16 protein-coding genes and 1 pseudogene are annotated in these 15,037 nt (G+C 63.0%); 5 read left to right on the top strand and 12 right to left on the bottom strand.

From position 1 onward, the window contains the following. The first annotated feature begins 83 nt into the window (after window positions 1-83). Together ABIB24_RS03955 and ABIB24_RS03950 are read left to right on the top strand one after the other, a co-directional pair. On the top strand, window positions 84-1,355 hold the full coding sequence (locus ABIB24_RS03955) for a D-amino acid dehydrogenase (protein ID WP_137163024.1): 1,272 nt from the start codon (window positions 84-86) through the stop codon (window positions 1,353-1,355). Between the two features lie 27 nt (window positions 1,356-1,382). Next, window positions 1,383-2,285 carry a transporter substrate-binding domain-containing protein gene (locus ABIB24_RS03950; RefSeq protein WP_137163023.1) on the top strand — a complete coding sequence of 301 codons (903 nt, stop codon included), beginning with the start codon at window positions 1,383-1,385 and terminating at the stop codon, window positions 2,283-2,285. Window positions 2,286-2,438: 153 nt separating this feature from the next. Here ABIB24_RS03950 and ABIB24_RS03945 read toward each other — a convergent pair whose 3' ends face one another. Further along, on the bottom strand, window positions 2,439-2,735 hold the full coding sequence (locus ABIB24_RS03945; protein WP_039613839.1) for an addiction module antidote protein: 297 nt from the start codon (window positions 2,733-2,735) through the stop codon (window positions 2,439-2,441). 190 nt (window positions 2,736-2,925) lie between these two features. Here ABIB24_RS03945 and ABIB24_RS03940 point away from each other — a divergent pair, with 190 nt between their 5' ends. Continuing rightward, window positions 2,926-3,819 (top strand): bestrophin family protein, encoded by an 894-nt coding sequence (locus ABIB24_RS03940; RefSeq protein ID WP_274078543.1) that lies wholly within the window; start codon window positions 2,926-2,928, stop codon window positions 3,817-3,819. 139 nt (window positions 3,820-3,958) lie between these two features. Here the strand turns inward: ABIB24_RS03940 and phnE are convergent, their stop codons facing one another. Genes phnE through ABIB24_RS03920 form a run of 4 tightly spaced genes read right to left on the bottom strand, consistent with a single transcriptional unit; the run spans window position 3,959 to window position 7,213 of the window. Next, window positions 3,959-4,726 (bottom strand): phosphonate ABC transporter, permease protein PhnE, encoded by a 768-nt coding sequence (gene phnE, locus ABIB24_RS03935; RefSeq protein ID WP_274078542.1) that lies wholly within the window; start codon window positions 4,724-4,726, stop codon window positions 3,959-3,961. Continuing rightward, window positions 4,723-5,550 carry a PhnE/PtxC family ABC transporter permease gene (locus ABIB24_RS03930; RefSeq protein WP_274078541.1) on the bottom strand — a complete coding sequence of 276 codons (828 nt, stop codon included), beginning with the start codon at window positions 5,548-5,550 and terminating at the stop codon, window positions 4,723-4,725. Before ABIB24_RS03930 ends, phnE begins: the two co-directional genes overlap by 4 nt. Continuing rightward, window positions 5,544-6,338, bottom strand: a complete 795-nt coding sequence (locus ABIB24_RS03925) for a phosphonate ABC transporter ATP-binding protein (protein ID WP_025337757.1) — start codon at window positions 6,336-6,338, stop codon at window positions 5,544-5,546. The genes ABIB24_RS03930 and ABIB24_RS03925 overlap by 7 nt, the downstream gene beginning before the upstream one ends. Window positions 6,339-6,358: 20 nt before the next feature. Next, a complete protein-coding gene (locus ABIB24_RS03920; protein WP_025337756.1) occupies window positions 6,359-7,213 on the bottom strand; it encodes a putative selenate ABC transporter substrate-binding protein in 855 nt (284 codons plus the stop codon). Window positions 7,214-7,339: 126 nt separating this feature from the next. Here ABIB24_RS03920 and selD point away from each other — a divergent pair, with 126 nt between their 5' ends. Together selD and mnmH are read left to right on the top strand one after the other, a co-directional pair. Further along, window positions 7,340-8,374, top strand: coding sequence for a selenide, water dikinase SelD (gene selD, locus ABIB24_RS03915; protein ID WP_061551914.1), 1,035 nt, complete (start codon window positions 7,340-7,342; stop codon window positions 8,372-8,374). Further along, entirely contained in the window at window positions 8,374-9,486 is a 1,113-nt protein-coding gene (gene mnmH / locus ABIB24_RS03910; RefSeq protein WP_274078540.1) for a tRNA 2-selenouridine(34) synthase MnmH, read from the top strand. Before selD ends, mnmH begins: the two co-directional genes overlap by 1 nt. A gap of 172 nt (window positions 9,487-9,658) precedes the next feature. Here mnmH and ABIB24_RS03905 read toward each other — a convergent pair. The 7 genes and pseudogenes from ABIB24_RS03905 to alaC form a co-directional block, all read right to left on the bottom strand. Further along, window positions 9,659-9,805: pseudogene (locus ABIB24_RS03905) on the bottom strand (lysozyme inhibitor LprI family protein); the annotation flags it as partial. Between the two features lie 31 nt (window positions 9,806-9,836). Next, window positions 9,837-10,376, bottom strand: coding sequence for a hypothetical protein (locus ABIB24_RS03900; protein WP_274078539.1), 540 nt, complete (start codon window positions 10,374-10,376; stop codon window positions 9,837-9,839). Window positions 10,377-10,388: 12 nt separating this feature from the next. Then, the gene (locus tag ABIB24_RS03895; RefSeq protein ID WP_008093840.1) at window positions 10,389-10,952 is read right to left on the bottom strand and encodes a GNAT family N-acetyltransferase; all 564 of its coding nucleotides are present in this window, start codon (window positions 10,950-10,952) and stop codon (window positions 10,389-10,391) included. A gap of 210 nt (window positions 10,953-11,162) precedes the next feature. Next, the gene (locus ABIB24_RS03890) at window positions 11,163-11,414 is read right to left on the bottom strand and encodes a DUF3077 domain-containing protein (protein WP_354316151.1); all 252 of its coding nucleotides are present in this window, start codon (window positions 11,412-11,414) and stop codon (window positions 11,163-11,165) included. Between the two features lie 435 nt (window positions 11,415-11,849). Next, window positions 11,850-12,233: a YkgJ family cysteine cluster protein gene (locus ABIB24_RS03885; protein ID WP_003259127.1), complete on the bottom strand. Its 384-nt coding sequence runs from the start codon at window positions 12,231-12,233 to the stop codon at window positions 11,850-11,852. Between the two features lie 159 nt (window positions 12,234-12,392). Next, window positions 12,393-13,520, bottom strand: a complete 1,128-nt coding sequence (locus tag ABIB24_RS03880) for a hypothetical protein (RefSeq protein ID WP_274119731.1) — start codon at window positions 13,518-13,520, stop codon at window positions 12,393-12,395. A 216-nt stretch (window positions 13,521-13,736) separates the two neighbouring features. Further along, on the bottom strand, window positions 13,737-14,945 hold the full coding sequence (gene alaC, locus ABIB24_RS03875) for an alanine transaminase (RefSeq protein ID WP_025337748.1): 1,209 nt from the start codon (window positions 14,943-14,945) through the stop codon (window positions 13,737-13,739). Window positions 14,946-15,037 lie beyond the last annotated feature (92 nt).

The raw sequence follows: 15,037 nt of genomic DNA, 5'->3' as shown, positions 1-15,037 counted from the left end.
GGCTCAGCGATCTTTATTCATTTTTCGCCACCTGTCACCTGGCCCTAACCTCAGCCTCGTTCCAACCACGACCAAGGACTGACATGGCTCAGCATGTTTGCATCATCGGCGGTGGCGTCATTGGCCTGTCAACCGCTTACGCACTGGTACGCGACGGCTTTGACGTGACGCTGATCGAGGCTCGCGATTCGTTGGGCAGTGAAACCAGCTTCGCCAACGGCGGCCAGCTGTCCTATCGCTACGTGGCGCCCCTGGCCGACGCAGGTGTGCCATTGCAGGCCCTTGGCTGGATGCTGCGCGGTGAATCGCCGCTGCGATTGCGCCCGCGCTTCGATCGTGCGCAGTGGCGCTGGATGGCAGCATTCCTTGGGGCTTGCCGCTCCTCGGTCAACCGCGCCAACGCCGGCCATCTGCTGCGCCTGGCACTGCTGAGCCAGTCGACCTTGCAAGCCTGGCGTGAGGAAGACGGTCTGGGTGGTTTCAACTGGCGACGCAACGGCAAGCTGGTCACCTTCCGCAAGGCCAGCAGCTTCGAGCATGCGCGCAAGAACCTTGCCGCCCCCCAGCAACAACAGGTGCTGTCGCACGCCGACTGTGCCCGTCTGGACCCAGCGCTGGCGGAGGCGCCCTTTGTCGGCGCCATCTATACCCCGGATGAAGAAGTCGGCGATTGCCACAGCTTTTGCCAGCAACTGGCGGCGCGCTTGCAGGCGTCGGGACGCTGCAAGTTCCGCCTGGGCCAGGCGGTGTCCGGAATTCGCCATGCGCATGGCGTAGTGAATGCGATTGAACTGGACGACGAAGTGCTGCCGGTGGAGCACCTGGTGGTTGCGGCCGGCCATCGCAGTGCGTTGCTGGCACTGCCGGGCATCGACCTGCCGCTGTATCCGCTGAAGGGTTATAGCCTGACAGTACCGATCGGCGCCCAGCACCGGGCGCCGGACCTGAGCATCACCGACTACGACCGCAAGATCGTCTACGCCCGGATCGGTGACCAGTTGCGCGTGGCGGCGATGGTCGACATTGTCGGTTTCGATCCGTCGCTGGACCCCAAGCGCCTGGCCTTGCTCAAGCGCCAGGCCCGCGAGACCTTCGCCAATGCCGGTAATTATGACTACGCCATCGAATGGGCCGGCATGCGTCCGGCCACGCCTAGCGGCGTGCCGCTGCTGGGCGCAACGGCGTATCGCAACCTGTGGCTTAACCTTGGCCATGGTGCGCTGGGCTTTACCCTGGCCTGCGCCAGCGCACGCTTGCTCAGCGAACTGATCGGCCAGCGCCGCCCCTCCATCGACCTGCAGGGTTTCACCGCCCGTGCGGCTGGTGGAAATAACCGTACTGCAGCATGTCTCTGATCCCCTCACCTACAACGGAGAATAACAATGCGAAAAATCACGTTGATCGGCTGCACCCTTGGCCTGTTGCTAGGCACCCAGGCCCATGCTGACGAAGCAGCGCTGGGGCCTACCCTGAGCAAGATTGCCAGAGCCAACAGCATTACCTTGGGCTATCGCGATGCTTCGGTACCGTTCTCTTATGTGGGCGACCATTCGGGGCAACCCATGGGCTACTCGGTAGACCTGGCGAACAAGATCGTCGAGCGGGTACAGCAGAAGCTGGCATTGCCCCAGCTCAAGGTGAAATACAACCTGGTGACATCGCAAACCCGCATTCCGCTGGTGCAGAACGGTACCGTTGATCTGGAGTGCGGCTCGACCGGCGTCACCGCAGAGCGCCAGAAACAGGTGGCGTTTTCCTATGGGTTCATCTATGTCAAAGGCCAGTTGCTGACGGCCAAAGACAGCGGGATCAAGAGTTTCGCCGACCTGCGCGGCAAGAATGTGGTGACCACCGCCGGCACCACCAACGAACGCTATCTGAAAAGCTACAACGTCGATAACAAGATGGACATGTACGTGATCAGCGCCAAGGACCACGGTGAAGCCTTCCAGATGTTGCAGTCCGGCCGTGCGGCGGCGTTCTACATGGACGATGCGCTGCTCTACGGAGAACGCGCCAAGGCCCGTGATCCGCACAACTGGGTGGTGGTCGGGGAAGAGCAGTCGCGGGAAATCTACAGCTGCATGGTGCGCAAGGATGACCCGCAGTTCCTCGCGCTGGTGAATGCATCGCTGGGCGAACTGTACAAATCAGGGGAAATCAACGGGATCTACAAGCGCTGGTTCGAACAGCCGATACCGCCTAAAGGCCTGAACCTGGAGTTCCCGATGACCAGCGAACTCAAGGCCATCTTTGCCAAGCCGGTGAGTGACCCGGTGGAGTAGCATCCAGACGACCAGCCCCTCTGGCTCACGGCCTCGCCAAGTACTGGAGGCAATGGCCTCAGCCGCTCCGACCGCGCCTTGTTGCCAGCGCAGGAATGACCTGCGATGAAGCTGACCAACCGCCCCGTTCAGCCCTCCGAAATCCCTGTTCTGCTAGCGGGGAACTACATGGGGCTGAACGAGGAGGTCGACACCCAAGGCACGAATGACTTTCAGCACAGTGTCAAAGCGTGGTTTTGCGCCTGGACTGAGTGCCTTGTACAGACTTTCCCTTCCCAACCCACTCTCGGTGGCGATCTGCGTCATTCCCCGTGCGCGAGCGATATGGCCAAGTGCCCGAATTATTTCCTCGGTATCGCCATCTGCGAGGACCTGACTAAGGTACTCAGTGATGGCCTCATCACTACTCAACAAGGCCGCCATATCAAACGGGATCAACTTTTCGCTCATTTCACACCCATTCAAGTGTTGAAGCGGCCCACTCTGTCGCCTTACCCCTTATATGGGAACTCAGGCATTTCCCATAACGGGGTCAGACTTTTCTCTTCAAGGTCATAAAAAACCTGCAACACTCAACATCCGAACCTTCGCCGCGCCTCGACGTCCGATCCTGCATCACCCGCGTTTCGAGGTCCCCCGCGTGAAAGACATCATCACCCGCAAGTACCGCCTGGTCGTGAAGACCGTCGGCTACATCGGCTGGTCGTTGTTCTGGCTGCTGATCTGGGATGTGCTGGTCACCATCGATTTCATGCTGTTCTTCAACAGCAAGTTCACCCTGCCACTGATCCCGTTGACCTTGCTGGGCTCGGCGCTGGTGGTGCTGGTGAGCTTTCGCAACAGCAGCGCCTACAACCGCTGGTGGGAGGCGCGCACATTGTGGGGGGCGTTGGTGAACAGTTCACGCAGCTTCGCGCGGCAGGCGCTGACCCTGATCGATGACCCGGATGATGGCCTGAACCCGATCAAGGCTACCCTGCTGCGCCGGCATATCGCCTATGTGAACTGCCTGGCGGCACACTTGAAGGGCGAGCGCTGCCCGGATGAACTGATGGCGTTCATCCCGCCTGCGGAATTCGAGCGGCGCAACCGTTCGAACAATTTCGCCAACGACATTCTGAGCGGTTCTGCTGCGTTGCTGGCGCGGGAATACCAGGCCGGGCGACTGGACAGCATTCGCCTGGCAAGGCTGGAGTCGACGCTGGTGGACCTGTCCAATGCCCAAGGTGGCATGGAACGGATAGCCAATACGCCGCTGCCCTACCCTTACGTGTACTTTCCGCGGCTGTTCATCACCCTGTTCTGCCTGATCGTACCGGTGGGGCTGGTGGAATCGCTGGGCTGGTTCACGCCGCTGGCTTCGACGGTGGTGGGCTTCATGCTGCTGGCCATCGAGCGGATCGGGACGGATTTGCAGAGCCCGTTCAGACTCAGTGAACACCAGATCCAGATGGACAGCATTTGCGAGACGATCGAGCGGAACCTGGAGTCGATGCAGCGGGAGGCGCAGTGTGCCGGAGTTGTGGGTGCCTGAGGGATTTTGGGGCTGCTTCGCAGCCCATCGCGACACAAGGCCGCTCCTACAAGGGACCGCGCAAGCATCAAAGGCGGCGCTTTGCCTGTAGGAGCGGCCTTGTGTCGCGATAGGGCCGCAACGCGGCCCCGGCTATCGATCAGGCCCGCACATAGCGCTGGCGCAACACATCACTCAACGCGTCCACCAGTAACACCAGCACCAGCATCCCCATGATCACCGTGCTGGCCTGGGCCTCCTGGAACAAGCTCAAGGTGGTGTACAGCATCTGCCCCAACCCACCCGCACCGACAAACCCCAGCACGCTGGCCATGCGGATATTGTTCTCCCACCGATACAGGCTATAAGCCAGCAACTGCGGCCACAGATTGGGCAAGGTGCCAAAGCAGAATGCCGCCACCTGGCTGCCGCCCTGCAAGCGGATGGCCGCCGCCGGCTCCGGCGGTGCGTTCTCCAGCGCCTCGGCAAACAGCCGCCCCAGCACGCCAGCGGTGTGCAGCGCCAACGCCAGGGTACCGGCATTCGGCCCAAGCCCGGCCGCCAGCACCGTCAGCGCGGCCCACACCAGCTCCGGGATGGCCCGCAGGGCATTCAGCAACAACCGCGCACAGGCCTGCAGCGGCCAACCGAACCGGCCAGCGGCCGGCAGCGCCAACAGCATGCCCAGCAGCATGGCCAACAAGGTGCCCAAGCCCGACATAGCCAGGGTTTCCAGCGCCCCGTGCGCAACCGCGCGCAGGTGCCCGGCAGACAGGTCCGGGTGCAGGAAACGCCCGGCATATTCGCCCATCTGCCCCAGCCCGCCGTTGCCGACCAGCGCCTGCAAGTCCAGCTCCAGGTATGTGAACGATGCCATCACCGCAGCCACGATGGCGCCTAACACCAGCCAATTGATGACCCGGTTCATGCCAGCCTCCAACGCAGGAAGCGGCTGAGCAGGTCGGCCAGCATCACCAGGACCAGGAACGTCAGCAGCATGCTTGCCACTTCCGCTCCAGCGAACATGCGCATCGACAGGTCGATCTGCTGCCCCAGCCCACCTGCACCGACAAAGCCCATCACCACCGAGGCACGTACAGCGCACTCCCAGCGGTACACGGTGTAGGACACCACTTCGGACACCGCACTGGGCAGGATGCCGTAGAAAAATGCAGCCAGGCGGCCACTGCCCGCCTGCAGCAAGGCATGCGCCGGGCGCTGGTCGACCGACTCGAAGATCTCGGCATAGACCTTGCCGAGCATGCCACTGTAGGTGATGGCAATGGCCAGTACGCCCGCCGTCGGCCCCAGCCCCACGGCCCGCACGAATAGCAACGCCCAGACGATTTCCGGCACACTGCGCAGAAAAATCAGCAACCAGCGCACCGGCAGGCGCAGCAACCGCGACCATAACCCGGCGCGCCCGCCACGGGAGGCTGCGCGCAGCGACAGGGCACGGCTGGCCAGCAACCCGGCAGGGACCGCCAGCAGCAACGCCAACGCCATGCCGGCCGTGGCCACGGCCAGGGTCTGCAGGGTGGCTTCATACAGCAGCGAAAGGAACTCGGCATCGTGTGCCGGTGGCCAGAAGGCACTGGTGAAACTGGCGATCTGCTGGCGGTTCTCTGCCTGCAGCAGCACCCCGGGGTTCAGTTCGCTCAACCGGATGCCAGGCCATAGCACCGCCACCGCCAGCAGGGTCAGCAGCAACCGCGGCAACAGCGCCGGGTCGCGGGCATCAAGCGTCAGCATCGCGGAATCTGCACGGTCAGGGTCGGCCCCTGGCTTGGCGGTGAAGCCAGTTGTTCGTTGGCGTACAGCGCATCCAGCAACTGCTCGGTCACCGCTTGCGCCGGGCAGTCGAACGCCACCTGCCCTTCGCGGATACCAATCACCCGCGGGAAGTGCGCCAGCGCCAGGTCCACGGCATGCAGGCTCGCCACCAGGGTCACGCCATTGGCCTGGGCGTGGCGGTTGAGCAAGGCCAGGCTGTGGTCGGCCAGCACCGGGTCCATGGCCGACACCGGCTCGTCAGTCAGCAACACCTGCGGCCGCTGGTACAGCGCCCGGGCAATACCCACCCGCTGCAACTGGCCACCGGACAATTGCCCGCACTGCACGAACAGTTTGTCGGCCAGGCCCAGCTCGGCCAGGGCTTGGCGCGCCCCCGGCACATCACTGGGGTACAGCAGGTTGAGCAGGCCGCGCAGCACACTCCACTGCCCCAGGCGGCCGGCCAGCACCGCCGTCACCACCCGCTGGCGCGGTGGCAAGGGCGGTGCCTGGTGCACCAGGCCTACCCGCGCACGCAGGCGCTGGCGGGCCCTGGCGGACAGCGCCCAGGGCTGTTCGCCGAGCAGCTCCAGGCGCCCGCTGCTGGGCTGGACGGCGGTCGCCATCAGGTGCAGCAAGCTGGACTTGCCCGCGCCCGAAGGCCCGATGATGGCGACGCGCTCGCCCTGGCCGATGCTCAGGCTCACGGCATCAAGCGCACGCACCTGGCCATGGCGCAGCCCGGCCCCGTGCAGATGAATAGCCACGTTGGAAGCCACTGTCGATGTCACTTGAGCAGGCCGGCCTCGCGTGCAGCCTGTTCGGTGCCCACGTAGTTCTCAGGTTTGGTCTCGATGAAGCGGCTGGCGGCCTGCAGGTCGAGGATCGCCTTGTGCTCCGGGTTGGCCGGGTCGAGGCCGAGGAAGGCTTTCTTGATCTTCTCTTTCAGCGCCGGGTCCATGTTGCCGCGCACGGTCCAGTTGTAGTCGAAGTAGGTCGGGGTGGTGGCGAACACCTTCACCTTGGCGGTATCGACCTTGCCGGCATCCACCAGCTTCTGCCACACGCTGGCGTTGAGCACGCCGCCATCGACCTTGCCGGCCTGCACCCAGGCCACGGTGGCATCGTGGGCGCCGGAGTAGGCGACGCGGCCGAAGTAGTCTTCAGGCTTGATGTTGTCCTGCTTGAGCATGAAGTAACGCGGCATCAGGCTGCCCGAGGTAGACGAGATGGAACCGAAGGCAAACGACTTGCCCTTGAGGTCGGCCAGGCTCTTCACATCAGGGTTGGCGGTGATGAACTTGGAAGTGAACTGCGCATCCTGTTCACGCTGCACCAGCGGCGTGGCTGCAGGGTCCTTCAGGTGCACCTGCACGAAAGTGAAGCCCCCCAGCCAGGCCAGGTCCAGACGGTTGGAAGCCAGCGATTCGACTACCGCCGGGTAATCAGCCACCGGCACAAACTTCACCTCCATGCCCAGCTGCTTGGCCAGGTACTCGCCCAAAGGCTTGAACTTGCGCTGCAGTTCGGTCGGTGCTTCGTCAGGGATGGCGCTGACCCGCAGGGTGTCGGCAGCCTGGGCGACAACGGCACAGCAAGACAGCACGAGGCCGGCGGCGAGCGCCAGAGGGCGTTTGAGCATGGGTGTTCTCCGGTTCAATAGCGGGGAAAGGCCGGCTTATGCGCCGACGACGGGAATTATAAGAGGCGCAGGCGCAAAGGCCAGCTTTGCTACAATCGCGCATCAAATTGACCTCCTGAGGTGCACATGAGCGAGCCGATTCGCCTGACCCAGTACAGCCATGGTGCCGGCTGTGGCTGCAAGATATCCCCCAAGGTGCTGGATGTGATCCTCGCTGAAAGCGGCGCCCAGGCCCTGGACCCGAAACTGTGGGTGGGCAACGCCTCGCGCGACGACGCTGCCGTGTACGCGCTGGATGACGAGCGCGGCGTGGTCTCGACCACCGACTTCTTCATGCCGATCGTCGATGACCCGTATGACTTCGGCCGCATCGCCGCCACCAACGCCATCAGCGACATCTACGCCATGGGCGGCGACCCGCTGATGGCCATTGCCATCCTCGGCTGGCCAGTCAACGTGCTGCCGCCGGAAGTGGCCCGCGAAGTGATCCGCGGTGGCCGTGCGGTGTGCGCCGAAGCCGGCATCCCGCTGGCTGGCGGCCACTCCATCGACGCCCCCGAGCCGATCTTCGGCCTGGCCGTCACCGGCGTGGTCAGCAAGCGTCACCTCAAGCGCAACGACACCGCCAGCGCAGGCTGCCGCCTGTACCTGACCAAGCCACTGGGTATCGGCATCCTCACCACCGCCGAGAAAAAAGCCAAGCTGCGCACCCAGGACCAGGGCCTGGCTCGCGACTGGATGTGCACCCTCAATACCCCCGGCAGCCGCTTCGGCAAGCTTGACGGGGTCAAGGCCATGACCGACGTCACCGGTTTCGGCCTGCTCGGCCACCTGGTGGAACTGGCCGAAGGCAGTGGCCTTACCGCACATCTGGACTATGCCGCCGTCCCGCGCCTGCCCAGCGTCGACCACTACCTGGCCGAGGGCTGCATCCCCGGCGGAACCCTGCGCAACTTTGACAGCTACGGCCACAAGATCGGCGCCCTGAGCGACGACCAGAAGCACCTGCTGTGCGACCCGCAGACCAGCGGCGGCCTGCTGGTGGCGGTTACCCCGGAAGGTGAAGCCGAGTTCCTGGCGGTGGCCGCCGAACTGGGCCTGCAGCTGGCGCCGATCGGCAAGCTGGTCGAGCGACAGAGCCACGCGGTCGAGGTGATCTGATGCGCCCCGACTGCACCGACTTCCGCCAGTTGTTCCTCGACGACGTGCCGATGATGGACATGCGTGCACCTGTCGAATTTGCCAAGGGCGCCTTCCCCGGTGCCGTAAACCTGCCGCTGATGAATGACCAGGAGCGGCAAAAGGTCGGCACCTGCTACAAGCAGAAGGGCCAGGCTGAAGCCATCGTTCTGGGTCACAAGCTGGTCAGCGGTGAGATCAAGCAGGCACGTCTGGAGGCCTGGGCAAAGTTCGCCGAGGATCACCCGGAAGGCTACCTGTACTGCTTCCGTGGCGGCCTGCGCTCGCATCTTGTGCAGAAAGTGCTGCGCGATGAGAAGGGCATCGACTACCCCCTCGTCGAGGGCGGCTACAAGGCCATGCGCCACTTCCTGCTGGAGACTACCCAACAGGCGGTCGCGCAATGTGATTTCGTGCTCGTGGGCGGCCTGACCGGCACCGGCAAGACCGACGTGCTGCACCTGCTGGACAACGAGCTGGACCTGGAGGGCTACGCCAACCATCGAGGTTCCAGCTTTGGCAAGCGCGCCACTGCACAGCCAGCGCAGATCGACTTCGAGAACAGGCTGGCCATAGACGTGTTGAAAAAACGCGCCCGGGGTATCGAGCAGTTCGTGCTGGAAGACGAAGGCCGAATCGTGGGCAGCTGCACCGTACCGCTGGAGTTGTATCAGGGCATGCAGCAATACCCGCTGGTGTGGCTGGAAGACAGTTTGGCCAACCGCGTGGAGCGTATCCTGCGCGACTACGTGATCGACCTGAGCGCCGAGTTCGTCAGCCTGCATGGTGAAGAAGATGGCCTTCGACTGTTTGCCGAGACGCTTCTGCAGAGCATGGGCAGGATTCACAAACGCCTCGGCGGCGAGCGCCATCAACGGCTGTCGGAAATCCTGCGCCAGGCGCTGGACGAGCAGCAGCGCAGTGGTTCGGTGGAGTTGCACCGGGTCTTCATCGAAAGCTTGCTGAGCGAGTATTACGACCCGATGTATGCCTACCAGCGTGCAGCGAAGGCAGAGCGTATCGAGTTTGCCGGGGATGCGGTGGAAGTGCGCGAGTACCTCAAGGCCCGGGCGCTGCGCGAACCGCGCAGCTAAAGCTGCTCCCAAGAGCAGTGCAATACCTTGTAGGAGCGGCCTTGTGTCGCGAAAGGGCTGCGCAGCAGCCCCGGCTGTTTTCGCCATGATGCTGAAATCGGGGGCCGCTTTGCGGCCCTTTCGCGACACAAGGCCGCTCCTACAAGGGGGGCCAGTCACTCCTGACATGACCTCACTGCCCAGGGCTGAGCACCCGCTCCAGCTCCGCCGCGCGGTCGCCGGTCATGTCCATCACACAGGTCCCACCTTCCAGCTGCGCCATGGTCCCGCCACTGGCCTGCACATGGAACCCGCAATTGCCATCGCGGTAGGCAAGCCAAATACTTGGTCATAAACCCTGCTTGTGGGTATCACAGCGTCTGTGGCTGTTCCGGCGGCATCAGTACCTTGCCCGGTTCGAAGCGCAGCGACGGCATCTGCGTTGCCGCATACAACGCCACGCCAAGCGCCGCGATCAACACCACATCCAGCCAGCTCCAGCCCGGCATGTCGTCGGCGCTACGTGCCCTCCAGCAATGCCAGGCCTGGCCCACGCAAAACACCACCATCGCCGCCAGCCACAGGTAGAAACCGGCACCAAAACCGGTCAGGTCATGAAATTCATAGCTCTGATTGTCCGGCAGGCGGTCAATTCCAAAGCTGCTGACCGCCAGATACAGAGCCACCAGCCCGACCAGCAATGCCAGCCGGCGAAAGCGTCGATGAGCAAGGACCGCCAGGGCCAGCAACGGGTTGGCAAACCACTGGTGCAGACCGAAGGGCATGCCCCAGGGCCCATACAACAGCATCTGCAGGGCCGGCATATGGCGGTCGCCACTCATCAGCGCGCCATCGAAGAACAGTGCGAGCAGATACAGCAGCAGGCTGAAACTCAGGTAGAAAACGGGCAAAAGATTTACTTCCTAGGCAACCGGGGGCTCTAGCAAAAGGCCATAAATACCCGAATCGGACAACTCGCCGGCAACGCACCAACGCGCACGCAATGTGCCTTCCAGCACGAAGCCCTGGCGCTCCAGAGTGCGTGCCGAACCTTGGTTGCGCGGGTCTATCTCGCCTTCCAGGCGGCGCATGTGCAGGGTGTGGGCGAGGTAGTCGATGAAGCAGGTCAGTGCTTCGTCCATGTAGCCCCTGCCCTGCACCGCGCTGGCGAGGCAGTAGCCGATTTCACCACGGCGGGATACATCGTCGATGTTGAACAGCTGGACCATGCCGATCAGTTCGCCGTTGTCACGGCGGTACATGCCAAGCTTGAGCTGGTCGCCATTGGCATAGGCTTCGCGGTCGGCGGCCAGGGCGCTTTCGGCTTCGGCCAGGTTTTGCCAAGGTGCATGGTGCCAATAGCGCATGACCTCGGGGTCGGCCATGATCGCCAGCCATTGCGCGGCATCGGCATGGCGCATGGGGCGCAATTGCAGACGCGGGCTGTCGAGGCAGAGGTCACTGGGGAAACTGCGGGGTGGGGTCACGCCGGATCTCCTGTCCATTGCTGAGGAGATGACAGTTTAACGTCAAGCGATCGGTTCAAGCATCCCGGGGCTGCTGCGCAGCCCATCGCCGGCAAGCCAGGCTCCCACAGGTATAGTGCAAGGCTCCGGGCCTGTGGTGTACCTGTGGGAGCCTGGCTTGTCGTGGCGACGAACCGCGTCGATGGGCCGCAAAGCGGCCCCAAAAATCGTTCAGGCGCCCCGATTCAAGCCCATTTCCATGTCATTGATCAGCGCCTTGGCCATGGCACTGAGAATACGTGCCGCGCTGCCGGCGATCTTGTCGCCCTCCATCTCGGCCTCTTCGTTCAGGTGCTTGATGCAGCCGATCAGCACCGATAAATCATCGAATGCCAGGTCAAGCGGTACGCCCGGTTCTACCCGGTAAAGCTCGAGGAACTTCTCCACGCCTGCGGTGGTGCGGGATTTGAGGTGATTGCTCATGATGAACTCCAAATGTGTGCTGAAGGCAACCACCTCGATCCTTCTCACAGATTTGGGCGGCAGCCGTGCGCGAGGTGAGAAGCCCGTGTTGGAGTCACCACGGTCAGGCCAAAGCCTGCACGCGCACAGCTGCCATAAGCTGACAAGGGACTACCAACGACGAGTTCTCACACTCGCTCGCCTTCTGGGCGAACGGTGAAGTTAACGCTGTGGTATTTCCCTGCCTATCAGACGGCAACCGACTGAGCTCGTAGGATAATTCCCAATGCCCGGCCACCTGAAGCATTTGGTTTCAGGTTCAGAATCTTCTTACAGCTGATGGCCTCTTCGCGGGCACGCCCGCTCCCACAGGGACCGCACAGTGTTTGAGTCCTGTGCAGTACCTGTGGGAGCGGGCGTGCCCGCGAAGAGGCCGACAAAGGCAACCAGGATGAATCAGGCCACCTCCGCCCCATCATCCGGCCAATGCGGCTCGTTGGCCCCGGGCGGGGTCAGCGGTGGCAGGCCATACGCTGCCCGCGCATCGTCGCAGCTGGGGTTATGCACCCCACCCTCCCACGACGCCTCGAACTCGCGGCAGGGGCTGGAACGGTTGGCGTAGATGGTGCACGCCACCTCCTGGCCGATCTCGCCCTGCAGGCTGATGCAGCGGCAGGGTTTGGCATCGGTGCCGATCATGGCAACACGGGTGGGGTTGATCTGTACCACCAGGTCGTCCGGTACAAGGCCCCCGGCAGACTGGCATTCGCCCCAGAAAAAGGACACACGGAAGTACCCGCAGCAGGCGCCGCAGTCAAGGCAAGGGTTGTATTCGGACATGATGGCACGAAGGGAAGGTTGTTGTTATCGGGGCTGGCCCGCGGCGCCATTTTCAATCCAAGCCGGGGCGGCTGGATAGAGGGGGAATGCAAAAATATATGCCGCTGATCCGGCAATTGAGCATGGACGACCAGCGCCTTCGCCGGCCGCCCGTTCAAGTTAGCGTAATGCCTTGTAGGAAGTGACATCCCAGCGCTGCAAGCCAAGGCCTTCGGTCGGGTCATAGCCATCACCACACACCTTGCTGAAGTGTGTGCGAGCCTCGCCGCAATGCACCAGCCGGTCGTCCTTTTCGCCCTCGGTCAGTACGGTATACGACTCGCTGCGCATGGCCTTGTACTGCCCTTCGGCAGCAGCCATGACCCTGTGGTATTGCATTAACTGGTTGTCGCTCAGGGCCAGGCGCTTGTCCAGTTGCACACCCCAGCGGGTCAGGCAGACCTCGGCAAAATGGCGAACGATCAACCCCGGCTCCGCCAGTACCTTACCGTCACCCGCACCGTCGACGGAGGCGTTGCCCACCAGCGTGGCATGCCGGCCTGGCATGGGGTAGATGCACATCCGCGTATCCGGTTCGACCGAGGGGATCACACAGGCGAAACCTTTGGATCGTTCGTCCCGCGAATAGAAACCCACGTACTCGCGGACATTGCCCGCCAGGGTTACCCGCCGGCTTTGCAGGTTGCCGATGCCCGGCACCGGGTCGATGGCGAAGATATTGACGGGTATGTCCCGCAATACAGGGTCCTGCGCCATGGCGTTAGCCAGCATGTGGCAGCTGATGCCTCCCCTGCTCCAGCCCACCAGGTTCACCTGGGTCGGCAAGCGCGGCTTGCGGAACAAGCTGATGATGCGCTCCTGCAACTCCTGCGGTGTTGGATGGCGCTCACCATAGTCGTAGGTACGCCAGAACCAGGAGGCAGTGGAAGACACATCCGGAATGGGTACGCCGGCGTCCTTCAGGCGCTGATACTCCACTTCGCTCAGCTTGGTGCGCTGCCAGCTGCTTTCACCCTTGATCACCTGCAGCACATGGTTGACGTTCTCTTCCCAGCCGCGGCCGAACAACTGGCCGGTCCAGTTGAAGTAGCCGCCGGGCTCGACGAACAGGTTGTCGTCCTGGAGGTTGCCGCTGCCGGGGCCGTCAACGGCGATCCAGTGGGCAAACTCGCGGCCCTGGTCATTGCTTGCCAGGGTCGAGACCAGCTCGCCATTCCAGAAGTTGGGGTTGACGTCGTCGAAGCGGTGGGAACCGGTGCCGCAGAAGTAAGCGGTGAAGACACTCATTTGTGGGTCTCTGTGGTGAGAAATGAGTGCAGAAAAATAGGTAGATCAATCGGTGGGATGCAGGTGGAAAACTCGCCTTTGAGTCACTCGGGGCTGCTTTGCAGCCCATCGCGACACAAGGCCGCTCCTACAGGGACCGCGCAGGATTCGAAAACTGCGCGGTCCCTGTAGGAGCGGCCTTGTGTCGCGAAAGGGCCGCAAAGCGGCCCCAACAGCTTATTTGCGGGCCACCCCATCAGCCCGGAACATCTGCCGGATCCCGCGAATCGCCTGGCGAATACGGTCCTGGTTCTCGATCAGGGCAAAGCGCACATGGTCATCACCATAATCACCAAAGCCGATCCCCGGCGACACGCATACCTTGGCCTCGGCCAGCAGCTTCTTGGAAAACTCCAGCGAGCCCAGGTGCGCGTACTCCGGCGGGATCTTCGCCCACACGTACATCGAGGCCTTGGGGTTCTCGACCATCCAGCCCAGCTCGTGCAACCCTTTCACCAGCAGGTTGCGGCGCTGGCGGTATTGCTCGGCGATGTCGCGCACGCACTGCTGGTCGCCTTCCAGTGCTGCAATGGCAGCCACCTGCAGCGGAGTGAAGGTACCGTAGTCGTGGTAGCTCTTGATCCGCGCCAGGGCACTGACCAACTCGGGGTTGCCGACCATGAAACCGATCCGCCAGCCGGCCATGTTGTAGCTCTTGGACAGGGTGAAGAACTCCACCGCGATGTCCTTGGCCCCCGGCACCTGCATGATCGACGGGGCTTTCCAGCCGTCGTAGACGATGTCGGCGTAGGCCAGGTCATGCACCACCAGCACGTTGTACTGCTTGGCCAATGCCACCACGCGCTCGAAGAAGTCCAGTTCCACGCACTGGGCGGTGGGGTTGGACGGGAAGCCGAGGATCATCATCTTCGGCTTGGGGATCGACTCGCGGATGGCCCGCTCGAGTTCGTTGAAGAAGTCCACGCCCGGTACCAGCGGCACCGAACGCACCTGGGCACCGGCAATCACCGCCCCGTAGATATGGATCGGGTAGCTGGGGTTGGGCACCAGCACCGTGTCGCCCTGGTCGAGGGTGGCCAGCATCAGGTGTGCCAGGCCTTCCTTCGAGCCGATGGTGACGATGGCTTCGCTTTCCGGGTCGATGTCGACTTCGTAGCGTTCCTTGTACCAGTTGGAGATGGCCCGACGCAGGCGCGGGATGCCACGGGAGGTGGAGTAGCCGTGGGTGTCTTCACGCTGGGCGACCTGCACCAGCTTCTCGACGATGTGCGGCGGGGTGGCGCCATCGGGGTTGCCCATGCTCAGGTCGATGATGTCCTCGCCACGGCGGCGGGCAGCCATCTTGAGCTCGGCAGTGATGTTGAAGACGTAAGGGGGGAGACGATCGATGCGCGCAAAGCGGCGCGGCGAACCTGGGTTGGCCATGGCTTCCTCTGAGTACGTAAGCGCCCGGAACCGTCCGAGCGACGCTGGCCGATGTGGCGGCCTGAATCAGAAGATAGTGCCGATACAGGATG

This window comes from Pseudomonas sp. UYEF17 (genome assembly GCF_040546125.1).
GTDB classification, from domain to species: Bacteria; Pseudomonadota; Gammaproteobacteria; order Pseudomonadales; family Pseudomonadaceae; genus Aquipseudomonas; species Aquipseudomonas putida_Z.
Note: the sequence above shows the minus strand (reverse complement) of the source record. Positions and strands in the feature narration are given on the sequence as shown.